This window comes from Brevundimonas sp. NPDC007368, from assembly GCF_042869015.1.
In the GTDB taxonomy this organism is placed as follows: domain Bacteria; phylum Pseudomonadota; class Alphaproteobacteria; order Caulobacterales; family Caulobacteraceae; genus Brevundimonas.
Genome location: NZ_JBIAFA010000003.1, coordinates 396,261 through 418,595 on the forward strand (window position 1 = coordinate 396,261; position 22,335 = coordinate 418,595).

Consider the following 22,335-nt stretch of genomic DNA (forward strand, 5'->3'; position numbering starts at 1 on the left):
GGAGAGGCGGTCGGACCGCCCTCCCCCGCCGTGCGGGAGAGGGCCTTGTTTCCGATCAGCCGTTCTCCAGCTCCACGTTCAGGCCCAGCGAGCGCATTTCCTTGATGAGCACGTTGAAGCTCTCGGGAATGCCGGCTTCGAAGCTGTCGTCGCCGCGGACGATCGCTTCGTAGACCTTGGTGCGGCCGGCCACGTCGTCGGACTTCACCGTCAGCATTTCCTGCAGGGTGTAGGCGGCGCCGTAAGCTTCCAGAGCCCAGACCTCCATTTCCCCGAAGCGCTGACCGCCGAACTGCGCCTTACCGCCCAGCGGCTGCTGGGTGACGAGCGAGTACGGGCCGATGGAGCGGGCGTGGATCTTGTCGTCGACCAGGTGGTGCAGCTTCAGCATGTACACATAGCCGACCGTGACCGGGCGCTTGAACTGCTCGCCCGTCTGACCGTCGAACAGGATCGACTGACCCGAACGATCCAGACCGGCCGTCTCCAGCAGGTCCTCGATGTCCGAGATGTGCGCGCCGTCGAAGACCGGGGTCGCGAAGGGCACGCCCTTGGCCAGGTTCTGAGCCAGCTCGATCAGGTCCTCGTCCGATTCCGGCAGAGGCGTGTCGGCGCCGTAGATCTCGGTCAGGCGCGTGACCAGGGCCTCGCGCAGACCGCCGTCCATCCAGTTATCGAGCAGACCCTTGATCTGCTTGCCGAGACCGGCGGCAGCCCAACCCAGGTGGGTTTCGAAGATCTGACCGATGTTCATGCGCGAAGGCACGCCCAGCGGGTTCAGAACGATGTCGACGTGGGTGCCGTCGTCCAGGTGCGGCATGTCCTCGATCGGCAGGATCTTGGAGATGACGCCCTTGTTGCCGTGACGGCCGGCCATCTTGTCGCCCGGCTGAAGCTTGCGCTTCACGGCCACGAAGACCTTGACCATCTTCATGACGCCCGGCGGCAGCTCGTCGCCGCGCTGCAGCTTCTCGACCTTGTCTTCGAAGCGGCGGTCGAGGGCCTTACGGGCGTCCTCGAACTGCTTCTTCATCGCCTCGAGTTCGCCCATCGCCTTCTCGTCGTCGAGGGCGACCTGCCACCACAGGCCCTTGGACACTTCGGCCAGCTTCTCTTCGGTCACTTCGCCGCGGCCCATGCCCTTGGGGCCCGAGACGGCGTCCTTGCCGAGCAGCAACGGCTTCAGGCGGCCATAGACGTTGCGCTCAAGGATCTTGAGCTCGTCGTCGCGGTCCTTGCCGAGGCGCTCGATTTCAGCGCGTTCGATGGCCACGGCGCGCTCGTCCTTGTCGACGCCGTGACGGTTGAAGACGCGCACGTCGACGACCGTGCCGGCGACGCCGGGCGGCAGACGCAGGCTGGTGTCGCGGACGTCCGAAGCCTTCTCGCCGAAGATGGCGCGCAGCAGCTTCTCTTCCGGCGTCATCGGGCTTTCGCCCTTCGGCGTGACCTTGCCGCACAGGATGTCGCCCGGCTGGACTTCGGCGCCGATGGCCACGATGCCCGCTTCGTCGAGGTTGCGCAGGGCTTCCTCGCCGACGTTCGGGATGTCGCGGGTGATTTCTTCCGGCCCAAGCTTCGTATCACGCGCCATCACTTCGAATTCCTCGAGGTGGATGGAGGTGAAGATGTCGTCGCGCACGATGCGCTCCGAGATCAGGATGGAGTCTTCGAAGTTGTAACCGTTCCAGGGCATGTAGGCGACCAGGACGTTACGGCCCAGAGCCAGTTCGCCCAGGTCCGTCGACGGACCGTCAGCGATCACGTCGCCGGCCTTCACTTCATCGCCCACGCGCACGATCGGGCGCTGGTTGATGCAGGTCGACTGGTTCGAACGCTGGAACTTCGACATGCGGTAGATGTCGACGCCCGAGCGACCGGCGTCCACGTCGCCGGTGGCGCGCAAAACGATACGCGTGCCGTCGATCTGCTCGACGACGCCGTCACGCTTGGCGATCACCACAGCGCCCGAGTCCACGGCCACGACCGCTTCCATCCCGGTGCCGACCAGCGGCGCGTCCGACTGCACCAGCGGCACGGCCTGACGTTGCATGTTGGCGCCCATCAGTGCGCGGTTGGCGTCGTCGTTTTCCAGGAACGGGATCAGGGCCGCGGCGACCGAAACGACCTGCTTCGGCGACACGTCCATCATGTCGACGTCGGCCTTGGTCAGCAGCTGGGATTCACCGTTGATCCGGCCGGGGACCAGGTCCTCGACGATCTCGCCCGCCTTCAGCTCAATGTTGGACTGGGCGATAACGTGCTTCGCCTCTTCCATGGCCGAGATGTAGACCACCTCGTCCGTGGCCTTGCCGTCCTTCACGCGACGGTAGGGGCTCTCGATGAAGCCGTACTTGTTGACGCGCGCGTGGGTGGCCAGCGAGTTGATCAGACCGATGTTCGGGCCTTCCGGCGTTTCGATCGGGCAGATGCGGCCGTAGTGCGTCGGGTGAACGTCGCGGACTTCGAAGCCGGCGCGCTCGCGGGTCAGACCGCCCGGGCCAAGCGCCGAAAGACGACGCTTGTGGGTGATCTCCGACAGCGGGTTCGTCTGGTCCATGAACTGCGACAGCTGCGACGAGCCGAAGAATTCACGCACGGCGGCGGCGGCCGGCTTGGCGTTGATCAGGTCGTGCGGCATGACCGTGTCGATATCGACCGAGCTCATGCGCTCCTTGATGGCGCGCTCCATGCGCAGCAGACCGACGCGGTACTGGTTTTCCAGCAGCTCGCCGACCGAACGCACGCGACGGTTGCCCAGGTTGTCGATGTCGTCGATCTCGCCGCGGCCGTCCTTCAGGCCGACCAGGATCTGCAGCACCTTCAGCACGTCGTCCTTTTGCAGGACGCGGATTTCGTCAGAAACCTCGGGGGTTTCCAGACGCATGTTCATCTTCACGCGGCCCACGGCCGACAGGTCGTAGCGCTCGGCATCGAAGAACAGCGAGTTGAACATGGCCTCGGCGGCTTCCGGGGTCGGCGGCTCGCCCGGACGCATGACGCGATAGATGTCGAACAGGGCGTCTTCACGACCCGTGTTCTTGTCGATGCGCAGCGTGTTGCGCATGTAGGCGCCGACCGTGACGTGGTCGATGTCCAGCACGTCGATGGTGGTAAAGCCGCGCTCTTCCAGCAGAGCGATCGTTTCGGCGTCCAGCTCGTCGCCGGCCTCGGCGTAGATCTCGCCGGTCTCATAGTTGACAGCGTCGGCCGCCAGATACTTGGTCAGCAGGGCGTCAGCCGCCAGCGACAGCGAAACCAGACCGCCGTCGGCCAGCTTCTTGGCGGCGCGGGCGCTGATCTTCTGACCGGCTTGCGCGACCACTTCGCCGGTGTCGGCGTCGACCAGGTCGAACTCCGGCTTCACGCCGCGCCAACGCTCGGGCTTGTAGGGCGTGACCCAGCCTTCGCCGCGCTTCTCGTAGGGCACGGTCTCGTAGAAGGTCTTGAGGATTTCCTCGCCGTCCATGCCCAGGGCCAGCAGGAAGCTGGTGGCCGGCAGTTTACGGCGACGGTCGATACGAACGTAGACCACGTCCTTGGCGTCGAACTCGAAGTCCAGCCAGGAGCCGCGGTAGGGAATGACGCGGGCGGCGAACAGCAGCTTGCCCGACGAGTGGGTCTTGCCCTTGTCGTGGTCGAAGAAGACGCCCGGCGAACGGTGCATCTGCGAGACGATCACGCGCTCGGTGCCGTTGACGATAAAGGTGCCCTTGTCCGTCATGAGCGGGATGTCGCCCATGTAGACGTCCTGCTCCTTGATGTCCTTGACCGAACGGGCTCCCGTTTCTTCCTCGGTTTCAAAGACGATCAGGCGCAGCTTGACCTTCAGCGGAGCCGCGAAGGTCATGTCACGTTGGATGCATTCCTCGACGTCGTACTTCGGGTCCTCGAACTCGTAGGACACGTACTCCAGAACGGCGCGCTCGTTGAAGTCCTTGATCGGGAAGACCGACTTGAAGACCGCCTCGATGCCCTGGTCCTTGCGCAGGCCGCTGCGCACTTCGCGCTGCAGGAACTGCTCGTAGGAAGCGCGCTGAACCTCGATCAGGTTCGGCATCTTCACCGCTTCGGGGATGCGCCCGAACGAGTGACGAATACGCTTCTTTCCGGTGAACGAGGTGGCGGAGGCGATCTTACCCAGGGCGAGACCGTCAGTGGAGTTTGCCATTCTGTTTTCCCAATCGCGAGCTCACCCCCACAAAGGAATGAAGACCCGACGTCAATGCAGCAGCCACGGAACGCCAAACAGCGATCCGTGACCGTAAGTTCTCGCGGCGCCCACCCTCGATCCGCTACGGGATCAGGGCGCCTGATATGCCCGCTCCTTGGGAAAGGAGCGACGCCTGCGCACCGGTCGGAGGGCGACAAACCGGGCCTCGGCGCTTTCGCGCGGGATTCTTGGAATCTGCGGAGCGCGCATATATACGCCGATCTCCGGCGAAATAAAGGCCTCTGGCGCAGACAGGTGACAGTTTCGATCCGCGTGATAAGCCTAGCGGTATGAACCGTATCGCCCTGCCCGCGCTCGCCGCGACCGCCCTCGCTCTGTCCCTGTCCGCTTGCGCCATCGCGCCCGCCACGACCGCCCCCGTCGCGCCGCAGGGCCCCGCCACCCAGGAGAACTGGGAAGTCGGCCAAACCGCCTATCTGATGTGGAACGGCCAGCAGCGCGGCTGGACCACCACGCCTTCGGGCCTGCAGTACCGCCGCGTCGGCAAGGCCAGGCCGGAGGGCGTCCAGCCGACCGCGACCGACACCGTCAAGGTCCACTATCGCGGGACCTTCATCGACGGCCGCGAGTTCGACAGCTCTTACTCGCGCAACGCACCGGCCAGCTTCCCGCTGAACCGCGTCGTCAAGGGCTGGACCGAGGGCGTCGCCCTGATGCGCACCGGCGAGACCTATGAGTTCGTCATCCCCGCCGACCTGGCCTATGGCGCGCGCTGGGTCGGCGGCGAGATCCCGCCGAACTCGGTGCTGCGCTTCACCGTCGAGCTTCTGGAAGTGAACCCGGCGAGCTGACACAGCTTCGTCATACGGCTTGACGCAGGGTGCGACACATTGTGGTCTGCGCCCCGCATCGGGCCGCGTGGGGGCGGCCGTTTCCGGATCTCCTGTGATGAAGCGTTTCGCCCTGGCCGTCAGCGCCGCCGCCCTGCTGATTTCGATGGGCGCGCCCGCGCTGGCCCAAGTCGGCACGCCCGCCCTGCCCGTGGCGCTTGCGCCCATCCCGACCCCGCGCGACGTCGCCTATCCCGGCGTCATCAGCCTCGAGGTAGACGCCACCGACATCGACCGTCGGCTGATCCAGGTGCGTCAGACCATTCCCGTCACCCAGGCCGGGCCCATGGTCCTGCTCTATCCGCAATGGCTGCCGGGCAACCACAGCCCCGCCGGTCCCGTCGCCAACGTCGGCGGCCTGACCTTCACCGCCAACGGTCAGCGGCTGGAGTGGGTGCGCAACACGGTCCAGCCCTGGGCCTATCAGATCGAGGTCCCCGCCGGCGTCAGCCAGATCGAGGTCGCCTTCCAGTGGCTGACGCCGATCGAGGGCAGTCAGGGCCGCGTCGTCGTCACCCCCGAAATGCTGAACATCCAGTGGGAGAAGGCCCTGCTCTATCCGGCGGGCTACTACTCGCGCCAGATCACCTTCAAGCCGACGCTGAAGCTGCCGACCGGTTGGAGCTACGGCGCGGGCCTCGACACCGTCAGCTTCGAGAACGGCCTGGCCACTTTCGCCCCCATAACGCTAGACCATCTGGCCGACAGCCCCGTCTTCGCCGGCCAGCATTATCGCCAGATCGACCTTGATCCGGGCGGTCGCTCGCCCGTCCGCCTCAATGTCGTGGCCGACACCGCCAAGATGCTGGAAGCCAGCGACGAGCATATCCAGTTGCACCGCAATCTGGTCCAGCAGGCCGACCGTCTGTTCGGCGCGCGCCACTACAACCACTACGACTTCCTCGTGGCGGTGACGGACAAGCTGGGCGGCATCGGTCTGGAGCACCAGCGCTCGTCCGAGAACAGCGTCGATCCCAAATACTTCACTGACCGCGAAGCCACTCTGGCCGACCGCGACCTCTTGGGCCACGAATACACCCACAGCTGGAACGGCAAGTGGCGCCGTCCCGCCGACCAGATGACGCCCAACCTCAACGAGCCGCTGCAGAACTCCCTGCTCTGGGTCTATGAGGGCCAGACGCAGTACTGGGGGCTGGTCCTGACCGCCCGCGCCGGCCTGATGAGCAAGCAACAGGCGCTGGACGTCCTGGCCATGACCGCCGCCAGCTTCCAGAACATCCCCGGCCGCCAGTGGCGCGCCATGCAGGACACCACCAACGACCCCATCATCGCCCAGCGCCGCCCTCAGCCCTGGGGCAGCTACCAGCGCAGCGAGGACTACTACCGCGAGGGCTCGCTGATCTGGCTCGACGCCGACACCCTGATCCGCGAGCAGACCGGCGGCAAGAAGTCGCTGGACGACTTCGCCAAGGCCTTCTTCGGCGCCCAGGACGGCGACTGGAACCCGGCCCCCTACACCTTCGACACCGTCACCTCGACGCTGAACGGGGTCCAGGCGAACAACTGGCCCGCCTTCCTGCGCGAGCGTCTGGACGCGGTTGGACCAAACTCGCGCGGTCCGCTGGACGGCATCGAGCGCGGCGGATACCGCCTGGTCTTCAAGGAGCAGCCGTCCGGCTACATGGGCGCGCTCTACAAGGAACTGGGCCGCAACGACTTCACCTATTCGCTCGGCTTCATGATGAACCGGACAAACCGGATCACCTCGGTCGTCTGGGGCGGCCCGGCCTTCGAACAGGGGCTCACCTCGGGCTGGGAAGTGGTCGCCGTCGGCGGTCGCGCCGCCTCGGCCGATGCGCTGAAGGAGGCCGTCACCGCCGCCAAGGGGACATCCGCCCCCATCGAGCTGATCCTCAAGAACGGCGACGTCTTCAAGACCGTCCGCTTCGACTACCACGACGGCCTGCGCTACCCGCATCTGGAGCGGATCGAGGGGACGCCGGACCGGCTGGGCGACATCCTGTCGCCTCGCCGTCGCTGACGCGGCCTGCCAAGCCTTACGCCTGATTACCCCTGAGTTCTGGATACCCGATGACCCGACGCCTGCCTGCCGCCGCCCTCGCCCTGTTGCTGACCTCGGTCGCCTCGACCGCCCTGGCTCATGCCCCGCAGGCCTGGACCGGCCCGCAGGCGCCGCCCTCGCCGACGCCCCAGAACACGCCCCTCGGCCTGCCCCGCGCCCTGCCGCCGATCCCGGCGCCGACCGCCGAGACCTATCCCGGCGTCATCAAGTATGAGGTCGACGCCACCGACGTGGAGCGCAAGATCGTCCGCGTCCGCCAGACCATCCCCGTCACGGCCGGGCCTCTGGTCCTGCTCTATCCCAAGTTCCTGCCAGGCAATCACGCCGCCACCGGCCCGATCCAGCTAATCTCGGGCGTGACGGTCACGGGCGGCGGGAATCGCATCGACTGGCTACGCGACACCATCGAGCCCAACGCCTTCCACATCGACGTGCCCCAAGGCGTCAGCGAGATCGTGGTCGAGTTCCAGTGGCTGACCCAGCCCGACAACGCCACCTGGCGTGTGGTCATGACGCCGGAAATGGTCAACCTGCAGTGGGAGAAGGCCCTGCTCTACCCCGCCGGCTACCGCTCGACCGGCATCACCTTCGCCCCGTCGATCCGCCTGCCCGAGGGCTGGAAGTACGGCGTGGCGCTGGACACCGAGCGCTATGAGAACGGCGTGGCGACCTTCCGCCCCACCGACCTCTACACCCTGATCGACAGCCCCCTGTTCGGCGGCGCTCACTTCCAGCGCATCGAGATCGACCCGCGCGGCGAGGCGGTTCACCTGAACATCGTCGCCGACGAAGCCAAGAACATCGCCCCAACGCCGGAGCAGATCGCCTGGTTCGAGAACCTGGTCACCCAGACCGACCGCCTGTTCGGCGCCCGCCCCTATGACCGCTACGACTTCCTGGTCGCCGCCACGTCCAAGATGGGCGGCATCGGCCTGGAGCATCACCGCTCGTCCGAGAACTCGGTCCCCACCGACTTCTTCACCAACTGGGGCAAGAGCATGGGCGCGGTCGGCCTCTTGCCTCACGAGTTCGTCCACGCCTGGAACGGCAAGCGCCAGCGCCCGGCCGACGAACTGACCGCCAACCACAACATCCCGACCCAAAACACCCTGCTGTGGGTCTATGAGGGCCAGACGGAATACTGGGGCGACGTCCTGACGGCCCGCTCGGGCCTGGCGTCGAAGGACGATATCCTGGTCACCGTGGCCGAGAACGCCGCCTTCTACGACAACCAGCCGGGCCGCGAGTGGCGTCCGCTGCAGGACGTCAACAACCACAACCTGCTCGGCTACCGCACCAGCAATCCCTATTCGTCGTGGATGCGCGGGACCGGCGACTACTACCGCGAAAGCCTGCTGATCTGGCTGGACGCCGACACCCTGATCCGCGAGGCGACGGGCGGCAAGAAGTCGCTGGACGACTTCGCCAAGGGCTTCTTCGGCGGCGACGACGGCTCCTACGCCCCGCGCGGCTACACCTTCGACGATGTGGTCACGGCCCTGAACGCCGTCCATCCGCACGACTGGGCCGGCTTCCTGCGCGCCCGCCTGGACGCCAACGGCCCGGACGCCAAGGCGCCGCTGGACGGTCTGGCGCGCGGCGGCTACCGCCTGACCTATACCGACAGCCTGACGGCCGGTGAAAAGCGCATCCAGTCCGGCTGGGCCACCGACTTCCAGTATTCCCTGGGCTTCACCCTGTCCTCGTCGAACAAGCTGACGGGCATTCGCTGGGGCGGCCGCGCCTTCGAGGCCGACATCGGTCCCGGCTGGGAACTGGTCGCCGTCAACGACCGCGCCGCCTCGGCCGAGGTGCTGCGTGACGCCGTCACCGCCGCCAAGGGCACGGACAAGTCGATCAGCCTGCTGCTCAAGAACGGCGACCGCTACCGCACCGTGGCCTTCGACTACCACGACGGCCTGCGCTACCCGCGTCTGGAGCGCATCCCCGGCACGCCGGACCGGATCGGCGACATCCTCAGCCCGCGCCGCCGCTAAGACCGCGTCAGAAACAGAAACGGCCCGGGATCGCTCCCGGGCCGTTTTTCGTATGCACCTGTCGCCTAGGCTTGCAGCAGCTTCAGCAGCGCCTCGGCCGCTTCGCGCGACGAGGCGGGGTTCTGGCCGGTGACCAGCGTCCCGTCCGTCAGGACGTATGACGCCCAGTCGCCCCCCTTGCTGTAGCGGCCGCCGTTGGCCGTCAGCATGTCCTCGACCAGGAAGGGCACGACCTGGGTCAGGCCCACGGCCTCTTCCTCGCTGTTGGTGAAGCCGGTGACGGCCCGCCCCTTGACCAGGGGCTGCCCGTCCGCGCCCTTCACGTCCTTCAGCACGCCGGGCGCATGGCAGACGAAGCCTGTCGGTTTGTCCGCAGCGGCGAAGGCCTGGATCAGGCCGATGGAGACGGGATCATTGGCCAGGTCCCACAGCGGTCCATGCCCGCCGGGATAGAAGACGGCGTCGAAATCCTCAGCCTTCACATCAGCCAGTTTAACCGTGCTCGCCAGCGCGGCCTGGGCCTCGGCGTCGGCCTTGAAGCGGCGGGTGTCGTCGCTCTGGGCGTCCTCGGCGTCGCTCTTGGGGTCCAGCGGCGGCTGACCGCCCTTGGGCGAGGCGATCACGATTTCAGCCCCGGCGTCCTTGAGGGCGTAATAGGGGGCGGCGAACTCTTCCAGCCAGAAGCCGGTCTTGTGGCCGGTGTCGCCAAGCTGGTCGTGCGACGTCAGGACCATCAGGATCTTCATGGGAGGGCGTCCTTTCGATTGTGGAGGTCACAGATGGGGACCCCTGGAACGATCCGCCACGCCCAAAAGAAAACGGGCCGGAGGTTTCCCCCCGACCCGTTCCTTGAAGTCTGAGCCTCGACCCGAGGGTCGAAGCGCAAAATCCGATCTTACTTGATCTGGATCTTGGCGCCGGCTTCTTCGAGCTTCTTCTTCAGCTCTTCGGCGACTTGCTTCGAGACGTTCTCGACGACGTTCTGCGGAGCGCCTTCGACCAGGTCCTTGGCTTCCTTCAGACCCAGGTCGGTGCGGACGCCGCGGACTTCCTTGATCACGTTGATCTTCTTGTCGCCGCCGTCAACCAGGACAACGGTGAACTCGGTTTGCTCTTCAGCAGCTTCAGCCGGGGCAGCAGCGCCGCCAACGGCAGCAACGGCGACCGGAGCAGCAGCCGAGACGCCCCACTTGTCTTCCAGCAGCTTCGACAGTTCAGCGGCTTCCAGGACGGTCAGAGCCGACAGTTCTTCAACGATCTTGGCGAGATCAGCCATTTTAGTCTTCCTTCGGTAGGATGAGGTTCAGAGAGATATGCAGAGATGACGAGGCTTAGGCGGCGTCTTTGGTCGCGTACGCGTTGAAGACGCGAGCCAGTTGGCCGGCGGGTGCTTGCAGGACGCCAGCAACCTTGGTCGCCGGGGCTTGCAGCAGGCCGATCAGCTTGCCACGCAGTTGGTCCAGCGACGGCAGCTTGGACAGGGCGTCGACGCCAGCAGCGTCCAGCACCTTGTCGCCCATGAAACCGCCGATGAGCTTGAACTTGTCGTTGCCCTTGGCGAATTCAGCCGCGACCTTCGCAGCGGTGACCGGATCAGCGGCGTAGGCGATGCCCACCGGACCCTTGAACAGATCGTGGTAGGCCGAGCCTTCCTCGACGCCCAGCGCCTTCAGCGCCAGACGGTTCTTCACCACCTTGAACGCGCCGCCTTCTTTACGAAGGCGACCACGCAGGTCTTCCATCTCCGCAACGGTCAGACCCAGGTTGTGGGTCACGACCACGGCGCCCGCGTCGGCGAACACGCTTTTCAGCGATTCGATCGACTCGGCTTTTTGTGCGCGGTCCATTGCGGTCTCCAGTTTTGGTATTCGCCGCCGGGCTAATTCCCGACGACGGATTTGGCTTAAGCGCCATGCATCGCTGCACAGCGTTCAGGCCGGTCTTATTGTCCGAAGGAAGCAGGCCTATCCGGCCGAAAACGGCTGGATGAAAGGTCTTTGCATCCCCATCTCCCCACGGCGTCAGAAGGCTCTCTGACGATTATGACGCAGGCGACCCCCGCGTCCCGAAGTTCTCGGACAGGATCCGCCAAGGCCGAAGCCCTGACGAGAAGTCGCGCTCTATACACGGCTGGGCGGATAAATCAACGGGCCGAAGGCTTTCTCGCGGCCTGCCCTTTCGGGGCCTCGGCCTGGCAGTCGAACTCGGCGCAGAACTTGGTCATCAGATCGGTCAGATAGGCCACCTCGAACCGCTGCATGATCTCGCCCTGGGCCATGCCCGCCTCCATCTGCTTGCGCGCGATCCCGCGCCCCATCGGCGTCTCGTAGAAAGCGACAAGCGCCCGAAGCTCCGCCTCGCTGAAGCGCTCGGCATAGTCGCGGGTCATTTCATCGATCATGGGCCGCATGTGGGTGTTCATGATCTGCAGGGCGTGACGGCGAAACCACCTCGCCTGCTCCTCGGGCACCGAGGCGTCCTACTGAGCGACCTGTCCGTCGAGCAGTTCCTGCATAGCCTTGTCCATGCCGGTGATGGACAGTTGGACATAGCGTTCGGCCAAGGCCTGTCGCTCTGAGGTCTGGGCCGAGGCCGCCGTTCCGAAAGACAGACCGGCGATGATCGCGATGGCGGCGAGATGGCGCATGGAGTTCTCCTGCCGCCACTCATAGCGAAGTCGAACGACGTTCGCCATGCACCTACTGCGGTCGAAAATCCCGGATCAGCTGCGCCAGATCGGCTTCATGCACGGCGTCCGCGGCGTCTGCCTGCTTCATCCAGCGGCGCTGGCGTTGCTGATCCTCGGGCCAGGCCCCCAACTGAATCAGGACCTCCAGAGGATAGACGGCGACCACGCAGGCCTGTTCGGCGCCGGTCTTCAATCGCTTGGCGTAGCGGAAATGGCCGACCGGAGCCTCAAGGGTCTCGCCCTGAACCCCTGCCTCCTCATAGGCTTCCTGAGCCGCCGCCTGCGGATCGGTCTTGCCGACCATGCGGCCGCCCTTGGGGATGACCCAGCGTCGCGTCTCGCGCGAGGTGATCATCATCACCTCGACGCCGTCGTCGCCCAGCCGCCACGGCAGGGCCGCGACCTGACGCGTCTCGGAAGTCTCTGTTCGGGTGGTCGCGCTCATCAGGTCAGGAAGAAGCCGCCGACAAAGTAGAAGATCGCGCCGATAGCGGCGGCGGCGGGCATGGTGATGAACCAGGCCGTGACGATACTGCGCGCCACGCTCCAGCGCACGGCCGAGACCCGCTTGGCCGCGCCCACGCCGACGATGGCGCCGGTGATGGTGTGGGTGGTCGACACCGGAATGCCCATGCTGGTCGCCGCGAAGAGGGTGATCGCCCCGCCCGTCTCGGCGCAGAAGCCCTGCTGCGGGCTGAGACGCGTGATGCGCGACCCCATGGTGTGGACGATCTTCCAGCCGCCGAACAGGGTGCCGAGCGCGATGGCCGCCTGACAGGTGATGACCACCCAGAAGGGCACGTGGAACTCACCGCCCAGCATGCCGCGCGAGTACAGCAGGATGGCGATGATCCCCATGGTCTTCTGCGCGTCATTGCCGCCGTGGCCCAGGGAATAGGCCGAGGCCGAAACGAACTGCAGTCCCCGGAACACGCGGTCCGCGAAATTAGGATTGGCCTTGGCGAACAGCCAGGACACGATCAGCACCAGCAGCAGGGCCAAGAGGAAGCCAATGGCCGGCGACATGAAGATGGCGCCGACCGTTTTCAGCACCCCGGCGATGACGACCGCGCTGGTCCCGGCCTTGGCGATGCCCGCGCCCAGCAGGCCGCCGACCAGGGCGTGCGAACTGGACGACGGAATGCCCGCCAGCCAGGTGATGACGTTCCAGCTGATGGCCCCCATCAGGGCGCCGAAGATCACCTGATCCGAAATCACGTCCGGCGAGATGATGCCCCGCCCAATCGTGTCGGCCACGTGCAGGCCGAAGAAGAGGAAGGCGATGAAGTTGAAGAAGGCCGCCCAGCCGACCGCATAGATCGGCGGCAGAACCCGCGTCGCGACGATGGTGGCGATCGAATTGGCCGCGTCGTGCAGGCCGTTCAGAAAGTCGAACAGCAGGGCGACGCCGATCAGGAAGATCAGGATCAGGAGGGCGTGATCCATCGGACCCTACAGGTGCTCGACCAGAACGCCGTTGATGCGGTTCGCCACATCCTCGAACCGGTCGATGATCTTCTCCAGGTGATCATAGACCTCGCCGCCGATGATGAAGCCCAGGGTGTTGCCGCCGGTCATGTCGTGGCGATGCAGCTCGTAGAGCGCCTTCATGCCTTCATCGTAGAGGGTGTCGCTCGCGCTCTCCAGCTTGGCGATCTGTTCGGTCAACTCGTTAAGCCGGTCGTGATTCTTGCGCATCGCCGGCAGCAGGGCCACCGCCTCGACGGTCAGCGCGCCGCACTGTACGGCGATGTCGGCCAGCTCGCGCATCTTGGGGGCGAACTCGCGCATCTCGTACAGGGTCACGACCTTGGCCGTTTTCTGCATCTGGTCGATGGTGTCGTCCAGCGAGTTGGTCAGGCCGCGAATGTCCGAGCGGTCAAACGGGGTGATGAAGCTGCGACGCACGGCGAACAGGACTTCGCGCGCGACATCGTCGGCTTCGTGCTCGTGATCGACGATCTTCTGGCACCAGTCGGGCGTGGCCTCGCCGCCGTCCATCATGCCGCGCAGGGCCTGCGCTCCCTTGACCAGGGTGGCGGCGTGGGCGTCGAACAGGCGAAAGAAGTTGTCTTCCTTGGGCAGCAGCGCCTGGAACCAGCTCAGCATCAGTCGTCTCCGAAAGGGCCGCCCGAAGCGACTGCGCCCCAAGACCGGAATTACCCCCCTGCCGTCAAGTCGTCAGAACACGGAAATCGTTTCCTGCAACCATTAGTGCTCAGCGGCCCTGAGCCGCGTCGTACCCCGCCTGGGCCAGCGCCACCTCCGGCATCCGGGTCTCGGCCCAGTCGATCACAGGCTGCAAGGCCTGAACCAACGTGAGCCCCAGGGGCGTGATCGCATAGGTGACGGACACAGGCACCGTGGCTTCGACCGTGCGTGTCGCCAGCCCGTCCCGCTCCATCTGGCGCAGGGTCTGGCTCAGCATCTTCTGGGACACCCCCTCGATCCGTCGCTTCAGGGCGTTGAAGCGCATCGGTTCGTCCGCCAGCGTGGTCAGCAGCAGCACGGTCCACTTGTCCGCGATGCGGTCCAGCAGCAGCCTCGTCGGGCAGTTGGCGGCGTAGACGTCGCCGCGCCAAAGCGTCGGGGCGGTTCCCGCAGGGTGACCTGATGAGGTTTCGGTGCCTTCTTGCATGGTTGCTTCCAATATCACACCTGGTCTCCATTGGTAACCTATGGAGTCCTCCCCATGAAAGTCACAGTCCTCGGCGCCAGCGGCCGCGCCGGATCGGAAATCACCAAGGAACTGGCCCGTCGCGGCCATCAGGTCACGGGCGTGGCCCGCAACCCGGAAGCCATCCCCACCGCCGACGGCGTGACCCCGGTGAAGGGCGACGCCTCTAATCCCGCAGCGCTTTTCGAAATCCTGCGCGGAGCCGACGCCGTCATCAGCGCGCTTCACTTCGATGTACCGGCGGATACCCTGCTAATGGCCGTCAAGGACGCGGGCGTGCCGCGCCTGCTGGTGACCGGCGGCGCCGCCAGCCTGGAGGTCTCGCCGGGCGTTCGCCTGCTCGACACCCCCGAGTTCCCTGCCGAGTGGAAACCCTATGCCGAAGGCGGTGTGGTCTTCCTGGACCGACTGCGCTCGGAAACGGATGTCGACTGGACCTTCTTCTCACCGGCGGCCCTCATTGAGGACGGCCCGCGCCTCGGCCGTTACCGCTTAGGCGGCGACCAACTGGTCGTCGACGACAAGGGAGAAAGCCACATCAGCTTCGCCGACTACGCCATCGCCATGGTCGATGAACTGGAACAGCACCGCCACAGCCGCCGTCGCTTTACCGCCGCCTACTGAGCCTCGCTGCAGGCGGTCGACTAGTTCGCGGTCGCCGCCTGCGCCTTCAGACCCTGCAGTTGCGACTTCATCTCCCGCCGCTCCTGAGCCGTGCATTCCAGCCGGTCGCACAGGCGGTCCATCGCGCGCTCAATCACAGACGGGAGCACTTGCTGGGCCACGGCGGTGACGCGCGGCGTCGCCTCATAGCTTTTGCGGACCATCGACCGCCCCACGTCACTTTCATAGAAGGCGACCAGAGCCTGAAGTTCCTGCAGGGTGAAGATGTCGGCATAGACCGGCGCCATCGCCTTGAAGAGCGCCGGCATATACTCCTGCATCATTTCGGACATGGTCTCCTGAACGGCGCGCGCCTTCTCGGGCGGCAAGCCGTCCGCAGAGGGAAAGAGCCCGCTCAGGGATTCCGCCATGGCACGCCCCATGTCTTCAGGCTGTACCAAGCCGACGAAACGATGGGCCAACTCAAGTTTCTCGGACGCTTCATCCCGGGCTTCGGCCGCGATGGGCGCGGCCAGCATCGCCAGCGCCAAGCAAAGGCCAATGAAAATTTTCGGCATGATCGCTCCCCCTTAGACCCACTCGCCATGCCCACTGAAAGACCGTCGGTCAATGAAAAAGACCCCGGAGATCGCTCTCCGGGGCCTTCGTCATTTTCAGCGCGAGGCTTGAGATCAGCCCAGCGAAGCCGGATCGACCTTGAAGCCCGGGCCCATCGTCGACGACAGGGTGATGCGCTTCACATAGGTGCCCTTGGCGCCCGACGGCTTGGCGCGGTTCAGAGCGTCCACGTAAGCCTTGACGTTGGCTTCCAGAGCTTCCTGCGTGAAGGAGACCTTGCCGATGCCGCCGTGAGCGATACCAGCCTTCTCGACGCGGAACTCCACGGCGCCGCCCTTGGCGTCCTTGACGGCCTGAGCGACGTTCGGGGTCACGGTGCCGACCTTGGGGTTCGGCATCAGGCCGCGCGGACCCAGGACCTTACCCAGACGGCCGACCAGGGCCATCATGTCGGGCGAAGCGATGACGCGGTCGAAGTCCATCAGACCACCGTTGATCTGCTCGTACAGATCTTCGGCGCCGACGTATTCAGCGCCGGCGGCGCGGGCTTCATCAGCCTTGGCGTCCTTGGCGAAGACGGCGACCTTGACGTCGCGGCCCGTGCCCGACGGCAGGTTGACCACGCCGCGAACCTGCTGGTCGGCGTGACGCGGATCGACGCCCAGGTTGACGGCGATTTCCATCGACTCGTCGAACTTGGCCTTGGCGTTGTCCTTGACCAGCTTGATGGCGTCCGAGAACGACATCAGCTCCTGGGTGACGCCGGTGCGGGCTTTCTGAGCCTTGGTTTGCTTAGCCATGGATTAGCCCTCCACCACTTGGATGCCGATCGCGCGGGCCGAACCTTCGATGATGCGCATGGCGGCATCGATGTCGTTGGCGTTCAGGTCTTTCATCTTCGCTTCAGCGATCTCGCGGACTTGCGCCTGCGTGACCTTGCCGGCGGTTTCGCGACCGACCAGCTTGGCGCCCGACTTAATGCCGGCGGCCTGCTTCAGGTAGAAGGTCGCCGGGGGCGTCTTCGTGATGAAGGTGAAGGACTTGTCCTGGTAGACCGTGATGACGGTCGGCAGCGGGGTGCCCTTGGCGACCTTCTCGGTGCGCGCGTTGAACTCCTTGCAGAAGCCCATGATGTTGACGCCGCGCTGACCCAGTGCCGGGCCGATCGGGGGCGAAGGCGTGGCCGAACCGGCCGCAACTTGCAGTTTGATATAGCCGAGAATCTTCTTGGCCATTGGTCTCTCCTATGGATGACCCCGACAGAGACTGAAGGGGCCGGTGAGCCGTGGTCCGGCATGGCTGCCTCCCACGGATTTGCCGCCGATCGACTCAAAGGCCGACGGGCGAAGGCGCGCGTTTAGCAGGGCGGCCCTGCAAACGCAAACGAGGGCCGCAGGCGCGACCCTCGAATGTCTGAACCGAAAAGACCTGGCTTAGCCGGCGGTCTTCTCGACCTGATTGTATTCCAGATCCACCGGGGTCGGGCGGCCGAAGATGGAGACGGCCACGCGCAGACGGGCGTTGTCTTCATCGACGCTCTCGACCTGACCGTCGAAGCTGGCGAACGGACCGTCGATGACCTTGACGGTCTCGCCGATGTCGAAGCGGATGGTGGGCTTCGGACGCTCGACGCCCTCTTCCACGGCGCCGATGATGTTCTGAACTTCACGTTCCGAGACCGGCAGGGGCTTGGTGCCGCCCGCGGCGCCCAGGAAGCCCGTGACCTTCGGCGTGTTCTTGACCAGGTGATAGGCGTTGTCGGTCATCTCCATCTTCACCAGTACGTAGCCGGGGAAGAATTTGCGTTCCGAGTTCACCTTGCGGCCACGACGGATCTCGACGACTTCCTCGGTCGGAACCAGGATTTCGGAGAAGTTGTCTTCCAGGCCTTGTTGCTTCGCCTGCTCGCGCAGTTGCTCCGCGACCTTCTTTTCGAAGTTCGAGTAGGCGTTGACGATATACCATTTGTGGCGGGGATTGGCCGCCGGCTTGGGCGCTGCATCGCTCATGTGCGCGTCTCCTTTATTGGCCGAGGCCGAGAATGAAGCGGGACGCAAAGCCCAGACCCATGTCGACGATCCAGAAGAAGGCCGAGGCGATCAGCACCATGATGAAGACCATCACCGAGGTGATCCAGGTCTCCTTGCGGCTGGGCCAGACGATCTTGCGGGCTTCAGCGCGAACCTGGCTGAAGAACTGGGCAGGCGACGTCTTCTTCTTGGGTGCAGGCGCGTCAACAGCGACCGTGGCTGCGCCGGATGCGGCGGCTGCGGTCTGGTTTCCCACGGTGCGGCGACCGCCGGGGGTCTTCGCCTTGGCCATATGACGTCTCTTCAACCTCTGGAACCTGTCGCCTCACATGGGAACTCCCAAGCGACCGCGACAGGGGGAATGGCAGGAGCGGAGGGACTCGAACCCACGACCCTCGGTTTTGGAGACCGATGCTCTACCAGCTGAGCTACACTCCTAGTGTCCCGGACAAAGATCAATGCGCCGTGAGCAAGCTCGACGGCGCTAACCTCGCCAGAGGGCGCATATGCCTGACGGCCGATCGCATTTCAAGGGGCGTTTCACGATAACCGTCGATAGATGCGCAGCTTTGTTCAGAACAGCCGCGCCACGGCGCTCGGCTCATAGCTGACGCCATGCACGACGCGGTCGGGATCGCCGATCGAGAAGGTCTGGGCGCGGCTGCGGCCGTCAATCACGGCCACCGCCTCGACCTGTTCGGGAATCACCTTGACCACCGCCACTGCATCGCCGCCGGGGGCCCAGGGGCTGATCTCGGGCGAACGCTTGATGATCAGATCGTTCAGACGCTGCACCTCGTCGCCGTCGGTCACCTCCTCGGCCCGGCCGTCGATGGACAGGCCGACCGCCTCCCCCTCGCCGGCCACGCCGCGCACGGCGACGCCGACACGCGGATCGGCGATGATGTTGCGCAGCTTCTCGCTGTCGCGAGCGGTGACGAAGTAGAGGTTCAGCCCGTCGTTCAGATAGCCCAGGGTGCTGGCCTGGGGCCGTCCGTCGGCGCGATTGGAGGCCAGGGTCATCAGCCGCTGGCCATCGAGCAGCTTCAAAATTGCGGCCACCGCGCCGCCGTGGATAGGGACCACGCTGGATGTCGACTCTGCGGTCATGACCTGAACTCCTTGGCTGAGAGAACCTGCGGCGGGGCCGCCGGGTTCACCTTGACACAGATCAAGGCGATTTGGCCCCGAGCGCGCGAAATGGCCGCATGACCGAGTCCCGCCTGATGCCAGACGCGCCGCGCCTGGATGTCGTTCCCCTCACCGAGGCCGAGGCGCCGGCCGAGTTCGCCCTCGCCCGAATGTGGCGGCCCGATCTGGGCGCGGACCAATGGCGCACCTTCCTGCGCGACTGGCGCACAGCCCCCGACAGTCGCGGCATCCTCAGCGCCCGTAATCAGCGCGGCGGCGTCCTGGGCTTCGTCAGTTGGTGGCGTCAACCGGATCTGGAATACGGCGAGACCCTGTGGGCCGGCCCCTTCGTGGTCCGGGAAATGGGCGTGCGGCCTCTGGTGCGGCAAAGTCTGGCGGTGGAGCTGACCGCCCTGGCGCATCGGCTGGGCGCAAAGCTGCGCTATGCCGAAGACGTCGCCTAGGACAGCCTGCCCACTTCGAAAGCGATCCGCGTTCAGCTAGGCTGCAGCGCAATGCTGGAGCCGACCATGACCGCCCGTAACGCCGCCCTGGCCGAACCCGCCGCCGATCCTGCCGACGTCCGCCTGGAAGACGTCCATCCCTGCGCGACCTGCGGGGCGCGGCCCCTGGGCGTCTGCGCCGACCTGAAGGGCCATGAACTGCAGAGCATGGCCTGCGCCAGCGAGACTATCAGCGCCCAGCCCGGTCAGGCCCTGTTCCACGAAGGCGATCCCAATCCCTTCGTCTTCAATGTCGTCGAGGGCGCAGTGAAGCTTTATCGGCTGCTGCCCGACGGCCGCCGTCAGATCACCGGCTTCCTGTTCCAGGGCGACTTCCTGGGTCTGGGCGGTCGCGGACCCTCCAGCTTTACCGCCGAGGCTCTGACGCCGCTCAGCGCCTGCCGTTTCCGGCGCGGCGACTTCGATCAACTGCTGAACGCCCTGCCCGCGCTGGAGCACCGTCTGGTGGCCATGGCCGGCGACGAGCTGATGGCGGCGCAGGAACAGATCGTCCTGCTGGGCCGCAAGACGGCGCGCGAGCGGATCGCCAGCTTCCTGACCCGCCTGTCGGCGCGGCAGGTGCAACTGGGCGGCGCCGAGGGCCGCGTTCACTTACCCATGACCCGCCTGGACATCGCCGACTACCTGGGCCTGACCATCGAGACGGTGAGCCGGGTCTTCACCCAGTTCAAGACCTCGGGCCTGATCCAACTGCTGCCGAACAATGAAGTGGCCCTGCCCGATCCCGATGCGCTGAAGGCCCTGGGCGAGGGCGCGGCCTGAGCTGAAAGAATGATCGCAGGCGCGGCCTGAAATCAAACGGGCGATGGGGGTGCAGGCTGACGTCCCGCACCCCCGCCCCGCATCGACGCGGAAGTCCTAGAACTTCCGACCGACGCCCACCGACACGACCCATGGATCCAGGCTGACGCTGCTCTTCAGCGCGCCGCCGTTGATCCTGGCGTCCGTGTCGAACCACACCTTCTTGGCGTCCAGATTCAGGGTCCACGGCCCCGACAGGTTCCAGTCCGCCCCGGCCTGCAAGGCGACGCCGAAGCCGTCATCCAGATCGACCTCGAAGCCGTTCTTATCCTTGCCGTCGAAGAAGGCCATGTAGCTGACGCCGGCGCCGACATAGGGGCTGATCGTCGCATTCGGCGTCGGGCGGTATTGCAGCGTCACCACCGGCGGCAGGACCCAGGTCTCGTGCACCGCAACATCCGTTCCCGCCCCCTTGGCGCGGACCTCGTGCTGGGTGGCGCCGAGGATGGCTTCGACGGCCCAGTGGTCGGCGACGAAATAGGTGAAGCCCAGGGTCGGCATCCAGTCGTCGCTGACGTCGACCTGCAGGCCGCTGTCGGCGCCCGCGGCGGTGAGGATGGCGTCGTCGGCCTGCGGCAGGACGCCGGTCATGCGGGCGGTGACGATCAGCGTGCCCTTGCCGACGGGCTCGGGAGCGGCGTCCATACCCCTAGAATTTTGGGCCGAGGCGGCGCCCGCCAGGGTCAAGACGCTGGCGGCGGCCAGAAGGGCGGCGGCGGTCTTCATCGGTATCAATCCCCGACAATCGCCGGATCGAGGAGGGTCCGGCTTCGATGTCGAGAACACTCTTTCACGCCCCCTGCACTGACGCCTTGATCCAGCGCAAGACCATGGAAATACGCATGAAAAAGCCTCTTCGACCGAGATCGAAGAGGCTGATTTCATTGACCGAAGCGATCAGGGCTCGGAGCGGCCCTCATCCCCTTCGTCGAACAGCTGGAACTCGTGCCAGACGCCGTTCAGCACGCCGAACGCCACCGCCAGGCCGAGGCCCAGGATCCAGGCGAAATACCACATGGGACGATCTCCTTTCGCGGGATCAGTAGAGGTCGGGGTTGGTCTTGAGGGCGGCGGTGCTCGAACGGCCCCACAGCACCTTGTAGACCCACGAGGTGTAGAGCAGCACGATCGGCAGGAAGACCACGACCACGATCAGCATGATGAACAGGGTCGTATGGCTGGACGAGGCGTTCCACACCGTGAGGCTGGACTGAGGATTGATCGAGCTGGGCAGGATGAAGGGGAACATCGACAGGCCGACCGTCGAGATGATCCCCACCGCCGAAGCCGAGGAACCGCCGAAGGCCATGGCCGGGGACCGGCGCCACATGCCGATCAGGCCCACCAGGGCGCCGAGGAAGCCCAGGACCGGGGCGATGATCATCCACGGATAGAGACCGTAGTTGTCCATCCAGGCGCCGGGCGCGGCCTCGACCGTGGTGCGCAGCGGGTTGGAGAAGCCCGCCGTGTCCAGCACGCCCGTGATACGGAAGCCGATGTCGCCAAAGGCGATGAACAGGCCGCCGACCGCGAAGAGCACCAGGCTGAGCAGACCGGCGACAGTGCCGATGGCGCGGGCGCGGTGCAGCACCGGCCCCTGCTCGCCCTTGATCGACAGCCAAGCCGCGCCATGCAGCACCAGCATGCAGACCGACAGCAGGCCGCAGATCAGGGTGAAGGGCGAAAACAGACCCAGCAGCGTCCCTTCGTAGAAGGAGCGTAGATCGCTATCCAGGCGGAAGGGCGCGCCCAGCAGGACGTTGCCGACAGCCACGCCGAACACCAGGGCCGGGACGAAGCTGCCGATGAACAGGCCCCAGTCCCACATCGAGCGCCAGCGCTTGTCGGCACGCTTGGACCGGTACTTGAACGACACGGGCCGCAGGATCAGCGCCGACAAGACTAGGAACATGGCCAGGTAGAAGCCGGAGAAGCTGACGGCATAAACAAAGGGCCAGGCGGCGAAGATCGCCGCGCCGCCGACGATGAACCAGACCTGGTTGCCCTCCCAGGTCGCGCCGACGGTGTTGATCACCATGCGGCGCTCTTCATCCGTCTTGGCGACGAAGGGCAGCAGGGCGCCGACGCCCATGTCGAAGCCGTCCGTCAGGGCGAAGCCGATCAGCAGCACGCCCAGCAGTCCCCACCAGATCAGGCGGAGCGTGGTGTAGTCGAGGGGAAGTTCCATCTCTCTTG

At 65.5% G+C, this 22,335-nt stretch carries 25 protein-coding genes and 1 tRNA gene; 6 read left to right on the forward strand and 20 right to left on the reverse strand.

From position 1 onward, the window contains the following. Window positions 1-55 precede the first annotated feature (55 nt). Complete coding sequence (gene rpoB / locus ACFYLW_RS08620; RefSeq protein ID WP_312064541.1) at window positions 56-4,171, reverse strand: DNA-directed RNA polymerase subunit beta; 4,116 nt, start codon at window positions 4,169-4,171, stop codon at window positions 56-58. A 332-nt stretch (window positions 4,172-4,503) separates the two neighbouring features. Between rpoB and ACFYLW_RS08625 the strand changes: the two genes are divergently transcribed. From ACFYLW_RS08625 to ACFYLW_RS08635, 3 genes are all read left to right on the forward strand, one after another. Beyond that, window positions 4,504-5,025, forward strand: a complete 522-nt coding sequence (locus ACFYLW_RS08625; RefSeq protein ID WP_312064540.1) for an FKBP-type peptidyl-prolyl cis-trans isomerase — start codon at window positions 4,504-4,506, stop codon at window positions 5,023-5,025. 97 nt (window positions 5,026-5,122) lie between these two features. Then, window positions 5,123-7,066: a peptidase M61 gene (locus ACFYLW_RS08630; RefSeq protein ID WP_313473106.1), complete on the forward strand. Its 1,944-nt coding sequence runs from the start codon at window positions 5,123-5,125 to the stop codon at window positions 7,064-7,066. 50 nt (window positions 7,067-7,116) lie between these two features. Then, window positions 7,117-9,105, forward strand: a complete 1,989-nt coding sequence (locus tag ACFYLW_RS08635; RefSeq protein WP_312064537.1) for a peptidase M61 — start codon at window positions 7,117-7,119, stop codon at window positions 9,103-9,105. A gap of 65 nt (window positions 9,106-9,170) precedes the next feature. Here ACFYLW_RS08635 and ACFYLW_RS08640 read toward each other — a convergent pair whose 3' ends face one another. The 9 genes from ACFYLW_RS08640 to ACFYLW_RS08680 all read right to left on the reverse strand — a co-directional run bounded on the left by ACFYLW_RS08640 (window position 9,171) and on the right by ACFYLW_RS08680 (window position 14,432). Further along, window positions 9,171-9,851, reverse strand: coding sequence for a type 1 glutamine amidotransferase domain-containing protein (locus ACFYLW_RS08640; RefSeq protein ID WP_312064536.1), 681 nt, complete (start codon window positions 9,849-9,851; stop codon window positions 9,171-9,173). 149 nt (window positions 9,852-10,000) lie between these two features. After that, window positions 10,001-10,381: a 50S ribosomal protein L7/L12 gene (rplL, locus tag ACFYLW_RS08645; protein ID WP_105563615.1), complete on the reverse strand. Its 381-nt coding sequence runs from the start codon at window positions 10,379-10,381 to the stop codon at window positions 10,001-10,003. A 55-nt stretch (window positions 10,382-10,436) separates the two neighbouring features. After that, window positions 10,437-10,952: a 50S ribosomal protein L10 gene (rplJ, locus tag ACFYLW_RS08650; RefSeq protein ID WP_207826342.1), complete on the reverse strand. Its 516-nt coding sequence runs from the start codon at window positions 10,950-10,952 to the stop codon at window positions 10,437-10,439. A 296-nt stretch (window positions 10,953-11,248) separates the two neighbouring features. Further along, window positions 11,249-11,575, reverse strand: coding sequence for a DUF2059 domain-containing protein (locus ACFYLW_RS08655; RefSeq protein ID WP_390182958.1), 327 nt, complete (start codon window positions 11,573-11,575; stop codon window positions 11,249-11,251). A 9-nt stretch (window positions 11,576-11,584) separates the two neighbouring features. Further along, complete coding sequence (locus tag ACFYLW_RS08660) at window positions 11,585-11,752, reverse strand: hypothetical protein (RefSeq protein WP_312064529.1); 168 nt, start codon at window positions 11,750-11,752, stop codon at window positions 11,585-11,587. Between the two features lie 52 nt (window positions 11,753-11,804). Continuing rightward, window positions 11,805-12,239, reverse strand: coding sequence for an NUDIX hydrolase (locus ACFYLW_RS08665; protein ID WP_312064528.1), 435 nt, complete (start codon window positions 12,237-12,239; stop codon window positions 11,805-11,807). Further along, window positions 12,239-13,240, reverse strand: coding sequence for an inorganic phosphate transporter (locus ACFYLW_RS08670; RefSeq protein WP_312064527.1), 1,002 nt, complete (start codon window positions 13,238-13,240; stop codon window positions 12,239-12,241). The genes ACFYLW_RS08665 and ACFYLW_RS08670 overlap by 1 nt, the downstream gene beginning before the upstream one ends. Before the next feature lie 6 nt (window positions 13,241-13,246). Then, a complete protein-coding gene (locus tag ACFYLW_RS08675) occupies window positions 13,247-13,903 on the reverse strand; it encodes a DUF47 domain-containing protein (RefSeq protein ID WP_312064525.1) in 657 nt (218 codons plus the stop codon). 109 nt (window positions 13,904-14,012) lie between these two features. Beyond that, window positions 14,013-14,432 (reverse strand): helix-turn-helix domain-containing protein, encoded by a 420-nt coding sequence (locus ACFYLW_RS08680; protein WP_312064524.1) that lies wholly within the window; start codon window positions 14,430-14,432, stop codon window positions 14,013-14,015. Between the two features lie 54 nt (window positions 14,433-14,486). On the opposite strand from ACFYLW_RS08680, the gene ACFYLW_RS08685 reads away from it, so the two are divergent. After that, window positions 14,487-15,095, forward strand: a complete 609-nt coding sequence (locus ACFYLW_RS08685) for an NAD(P)-dependent oxidoreductase (RefSeq protein ID WP_312064523.1) — start codon at window positions 14,487-14,489, stop codon at window positions 15,093-15,095. A 20-nt stretch (window positions 15,096-15,115) separates the two neighbouring features. Here the strand turns inward: ACFYLW_RS08685 and ACFYLW_RS08690 are convergent, their stop codons facing one another. The 7 genes from ACFYLW_RS08690 to ACFYLW_RS08720 all read right to left on the reverse strand — a co-directional run bounded on the left by ACFYLW_RS08690 (window position 15,116) and on the right by ACFYLW_RS08720 (window position 18,793). Beyond that, window positions 15,116-15,652, reverse strand: a complete 537-nt coding sequence (locus ACFYLW_RS08690; protein ID WP_292082343.1) for a DUF2059 domain-containing protein — start codon at window positions 15,650-15,652, stop codon at window positions 15,116-15,118. Between the two features lie 114 nt (window positions 15,653-15,766). After that, window positions 15,767-16,453, reverse strand: coding sequence for a 50S ribosomal protein L1 (gene rplA, locus ACFYLW_RS08695; RefSeq protein ID WP_292082344.1), 687 nt, complete (start codon window positions 16,451-16,453; stop codon window positions 15,767-15,769). A 3-nt stretch (window positions 16,454-16,456) separates the two neighbouring features. Then, on the reverse strand, window positions 16,457-16,888 hold the full coding sequence (gene rplK / locus ACFYLW_RS08700) for a 50S ribosomal protein L11 (protein ID WP_292082345.1): 432 nt from the start codon (window positions 16,886-16,888) through the stop codon (window positions 16,457-16,459). A gap of 198 nt (window positions 16,889-17,086) precedes the next feature. Beyond that, window positions 17,087-17,662, reverse strand: coding sequence for a transcription termination/antitermination protein NusG (nusG, locus tag ACFYLW_RS08705; protein ID WP_292082346.1), 576 nt, complete (start codon window positions 17,660-17,662; stop codon window positions 17,087-17,089). Window positions 17,663-17,675: 13 nt separating this feature from the next. Next, window positions 17,676-17,975, reverse strand: coding sequence for a preprotein translocase subunit SecE (gene secE, locus ACFYLW_RS08710; RefSeq protein ID WP_292082347.1), 300 nt, complete (start codon window positions 17,973-17,975; stop codon window positions 17,676-17,678). A 70-nt stretch (window positions 17,976-18,045) separates the two neighbouring features. Further along, window positions 18,046-18,121 (reverse strand) — tRNA-Trp (locus ACFYLW_RS08715). Window positions 18,122-18,256: 135 nt separating this feature from the next. Further along, on the reverse strand, window positions 18,257-18,793 hold the full coding sequence (locus ACFYLW_RS08720) for a pyridoxamine 5'-phosphate oxidase family protein (RefSeq protein WP_312064520.1): 537 nt from the start codon (window positions 18,791-18,793) through the stop codon (window positions 18,257-18,259). Window positions 18,794-18,891: 98 nt separating this feature from the next. On the opposite strand from ACFYLW_RS08720, the gene ACFYLW_RS08725 reads away from it, so the two are divergent. Together ACFYLW_RS08725 and ACFYLW_RS08730 are read left to right on the forward strand one after the other, a co-directional pair. Further along, window positions 18,892-19,278 carry a hypothetical protein gene (locus tag ACFYLW_RS08725; protein WP_292082350.1) on the forward strand — a complete coding sequence of 129 codons (387 nt, stop codon included), beginning with the start codon at window positions 18,892-18,894 and terminating at the stop codon, window positions 19,276-19,278. A 66-nt stretch (window positions 19,279-19,344) separates the two neighbouring features. Next, window positions 19,345-20,100, forward strand: coding sequence for a helix-turn-helix domain-containing protein (locus ACFYLW_RS08730; protein WP_312064518.1), 756 nt, complete (start codon window positions 19,345-19,347; stop codon window positions 20,098-20,100). A gap of 96 nt (window positions 20,101-20,196) precedes the next feature. On the opposite strand, the gene ACFYLW_RS08735 is transcribed toward ACFYLW_RS08730, so the two are convergent. From ACFYLW_RS08735 to cydB, 3 genes are all read right to left on the reverse strand, one after another. After that, entirely contained in the window at window positions 20,197-20,865 is a 669-nt protein-coding gene (locus ACFYLW_RS08735; protein ID WP_312064517.1) for an OmpW family outer membrane protein, read from the reverse strand. Window positions 20,866-21,036: 171 nt separating this feature from the next. Beyond that, window positions 21,037-21,156: a cytochrome bd-I oxidase subunit CydX gene (cydX, locus tag ACFYLW_RS08740; protein ID WP_114818411.1), complete on the reverse strand. Its 120-nt coding sequence runs from the start codon at window positions 21,154-21,156 to the stop codon at window positions 21,037-21,039. Between the two features lie 22 nt (window positions 21,157-21,178). Then, on the reverse strand, window positions 21,179-22,327 hold the full coding sequence (gene cydB, locus ACFYLW_RS08745; RefSeq protein WP_312064516.1) for a cytochrome d ubiquinol oxidase subunit II: 1,149 nt from the start codon (window positions 22,325-22,327) through the stop codon (window positions 21,179-21,181). Window positions 22,328-22,335 lie beyond the last annotated feature (8 nt).

Bases quoted from the DNA above. Each gene is read 5' to 3' on its own strand.
- rpoB (WP_312064541.1), bottom strand. From the start codon at position 4,171: ATGGCAAACTCCACTGACGGTCTCGCCCTGGGTAAGATCGCCTCCGCC.
- ACFYLW_RS08625 (WP_312064540.1), top strand. From the start codon at position 4,504: ATGAACCGTATCGCCCTGCCCGCGCTCGCCGCGACCGCCCTCGCTCTG.
- ACFYLW_RS08630 (WP_313473106.1), top strand. From the start codon at position 5,123: ATGAAGCGTTTCGCCCTGGCCGTCAGCGCCGCCGCCCTGCTGATTTCG.
- ACFYLW_RS08635 (WP_312064537.1), top strand. From the start codon at position 7,117: ATGACCCGACGCCTGCCTGCCGCCGCCCTCGCCCTGTTGCTGACCTCG.
- ACFYLW_RS08640 (WP_312064536.1), bottom strand. From the start codon at position 9,851: ATGAAGATCCTGATGGTCCTGACGTCGCACGACCAGCTTGGCGACACC.
- rplL (WP_105563615.1), bottom strand. From the start codon at position 10,381: ATGGCTGATCTCGCCAAGATCGTTGAAGAACTGTCGGCTCTGACCGTC.
- rplJ (WP_207826342.1), bottom strand. From the start codon at position 10,952: ATGGACCGCGCACAAAAAGCCGAGTCGATCGAATCGCTGAAAAGCGTG.
- ACFYLW_RS08660 (WP_312064529.1), bottom strand. From the start codon at position 11,752: ATGCGCCATCTCGCCGCCATCGCGATCATCGCCGGTCTGTCTTTCGGA.
- ACFYLW_RS08665 (WP_312064528.1), bottom strand. From the start codon at position 12,239: ATGAGCGCGACCACCCGAACAGAGACTTCCGAGACGCGTCAGGTCGCG.
- ACFYLW_RS08670 (WP_312064527.1), bottom strand. From the start codon at position 13,240: ATGGATCACGCCCTCCTGATCCTGATCTTCCTGATCGGCGTCGCCCTG.
- ACFYLW_RS08675 (WP_312064525.1), bottom strand. From the start codon at position 13,903: ATGCTGAGCTGGTTCCAGGCGCTGCTGCCCAAGGAAGACAACTTCTTT.
- ACFYLW_RS08680 (WP_312064524.1), bottom strand. From the start codon at position 14,432: ATGCAAGAAGGCACCGAAACCTCATCAGGTCACCCTGCGGGAACCGCC.
- ACFYLW_RS08685 (WP_312064523.1), top strand. From the start codon at position 14,487: ATGAAAGTCACAGTCCTCGGCGCCAGCGGCCGCGCCGGATCGGAAATC.
- ACFYLW_RS08690 (WP_292082343.1), bottom strand. From the start codon at position 15,652: ATGCCGAAAATTTTCATTGGCCTTTGCTTGGCGCTGGCGATGCTGGCC.
- rplA (WP_292082344.1), bottom strand. From the start codon at position 16,453: ATGGCTAAGCAAACCAAGGCTCAGAAAGCCCGCACCGGCGTCACCCAG.
- rplK (WP_292082345.1), bottom strand. From the start codon at position 16,888: ATGGCCAAGAAGATTCTCGGCTATATCAAACTGCAAGTTGCGGCCGGT.
- nusG (WP_292082346.1), bottom strand. From the start codon at position 17,662: ATGAGCGATGCAGCGCCCAAGCCGGCGGCCAATCCCCGCCACAAATGG.
- secE (WP_292082347.1), bottom strand. From the start codon at position 17,975: ATGGCCAAGGCGAAGACCCCCGGCGGTCGCCGCACCGTGGGAAACCAG.
- ACFYLW_RS08720 (WP_312064520.1), bottom strand. From the start codon at position 18,793: ATGACCGCAGAGTCGACATCCAGCGTGGTCCCTATCCACGGCGGCGCG.
- ACFYLW_RS08725 (WP_292082350.1), top strand. From the start codon at position 18,892: ATGACCGAGTCCCGCCTGATGCCAGACGCGCCGCGCCTGGATGTCGTT.
- ACFYLW_RS08730 (WP_312064518.1), top strand. From the start codon at position 19,345: ATGACCGCCCGTAACGCCGCCCTGGCCGAACCCGCCGCCGATCCTGCC.
- ACFYLW_RS08735 (WP_312064517.1), bottom strand. From the start codon at position 20,865: ATGAAGACCGCCGCCGCCCTTCTGGCCGCCGCCAGCGTCTTGACCCTG.
- cydX (WP_114818411.1), bottom strand. From the start codon at position 21,156: ATGTGGTATTTCGCCTGGATCCTGGGCCTCGGCCTGGCGGTGGCGTTC.
- cydB (WP_312064516.1), bottom strand. From the start codon at position 22,327: ATGGAACTTCCCCTCGACTACACCACGCTCCGCCTGATCTGGTGGGGA.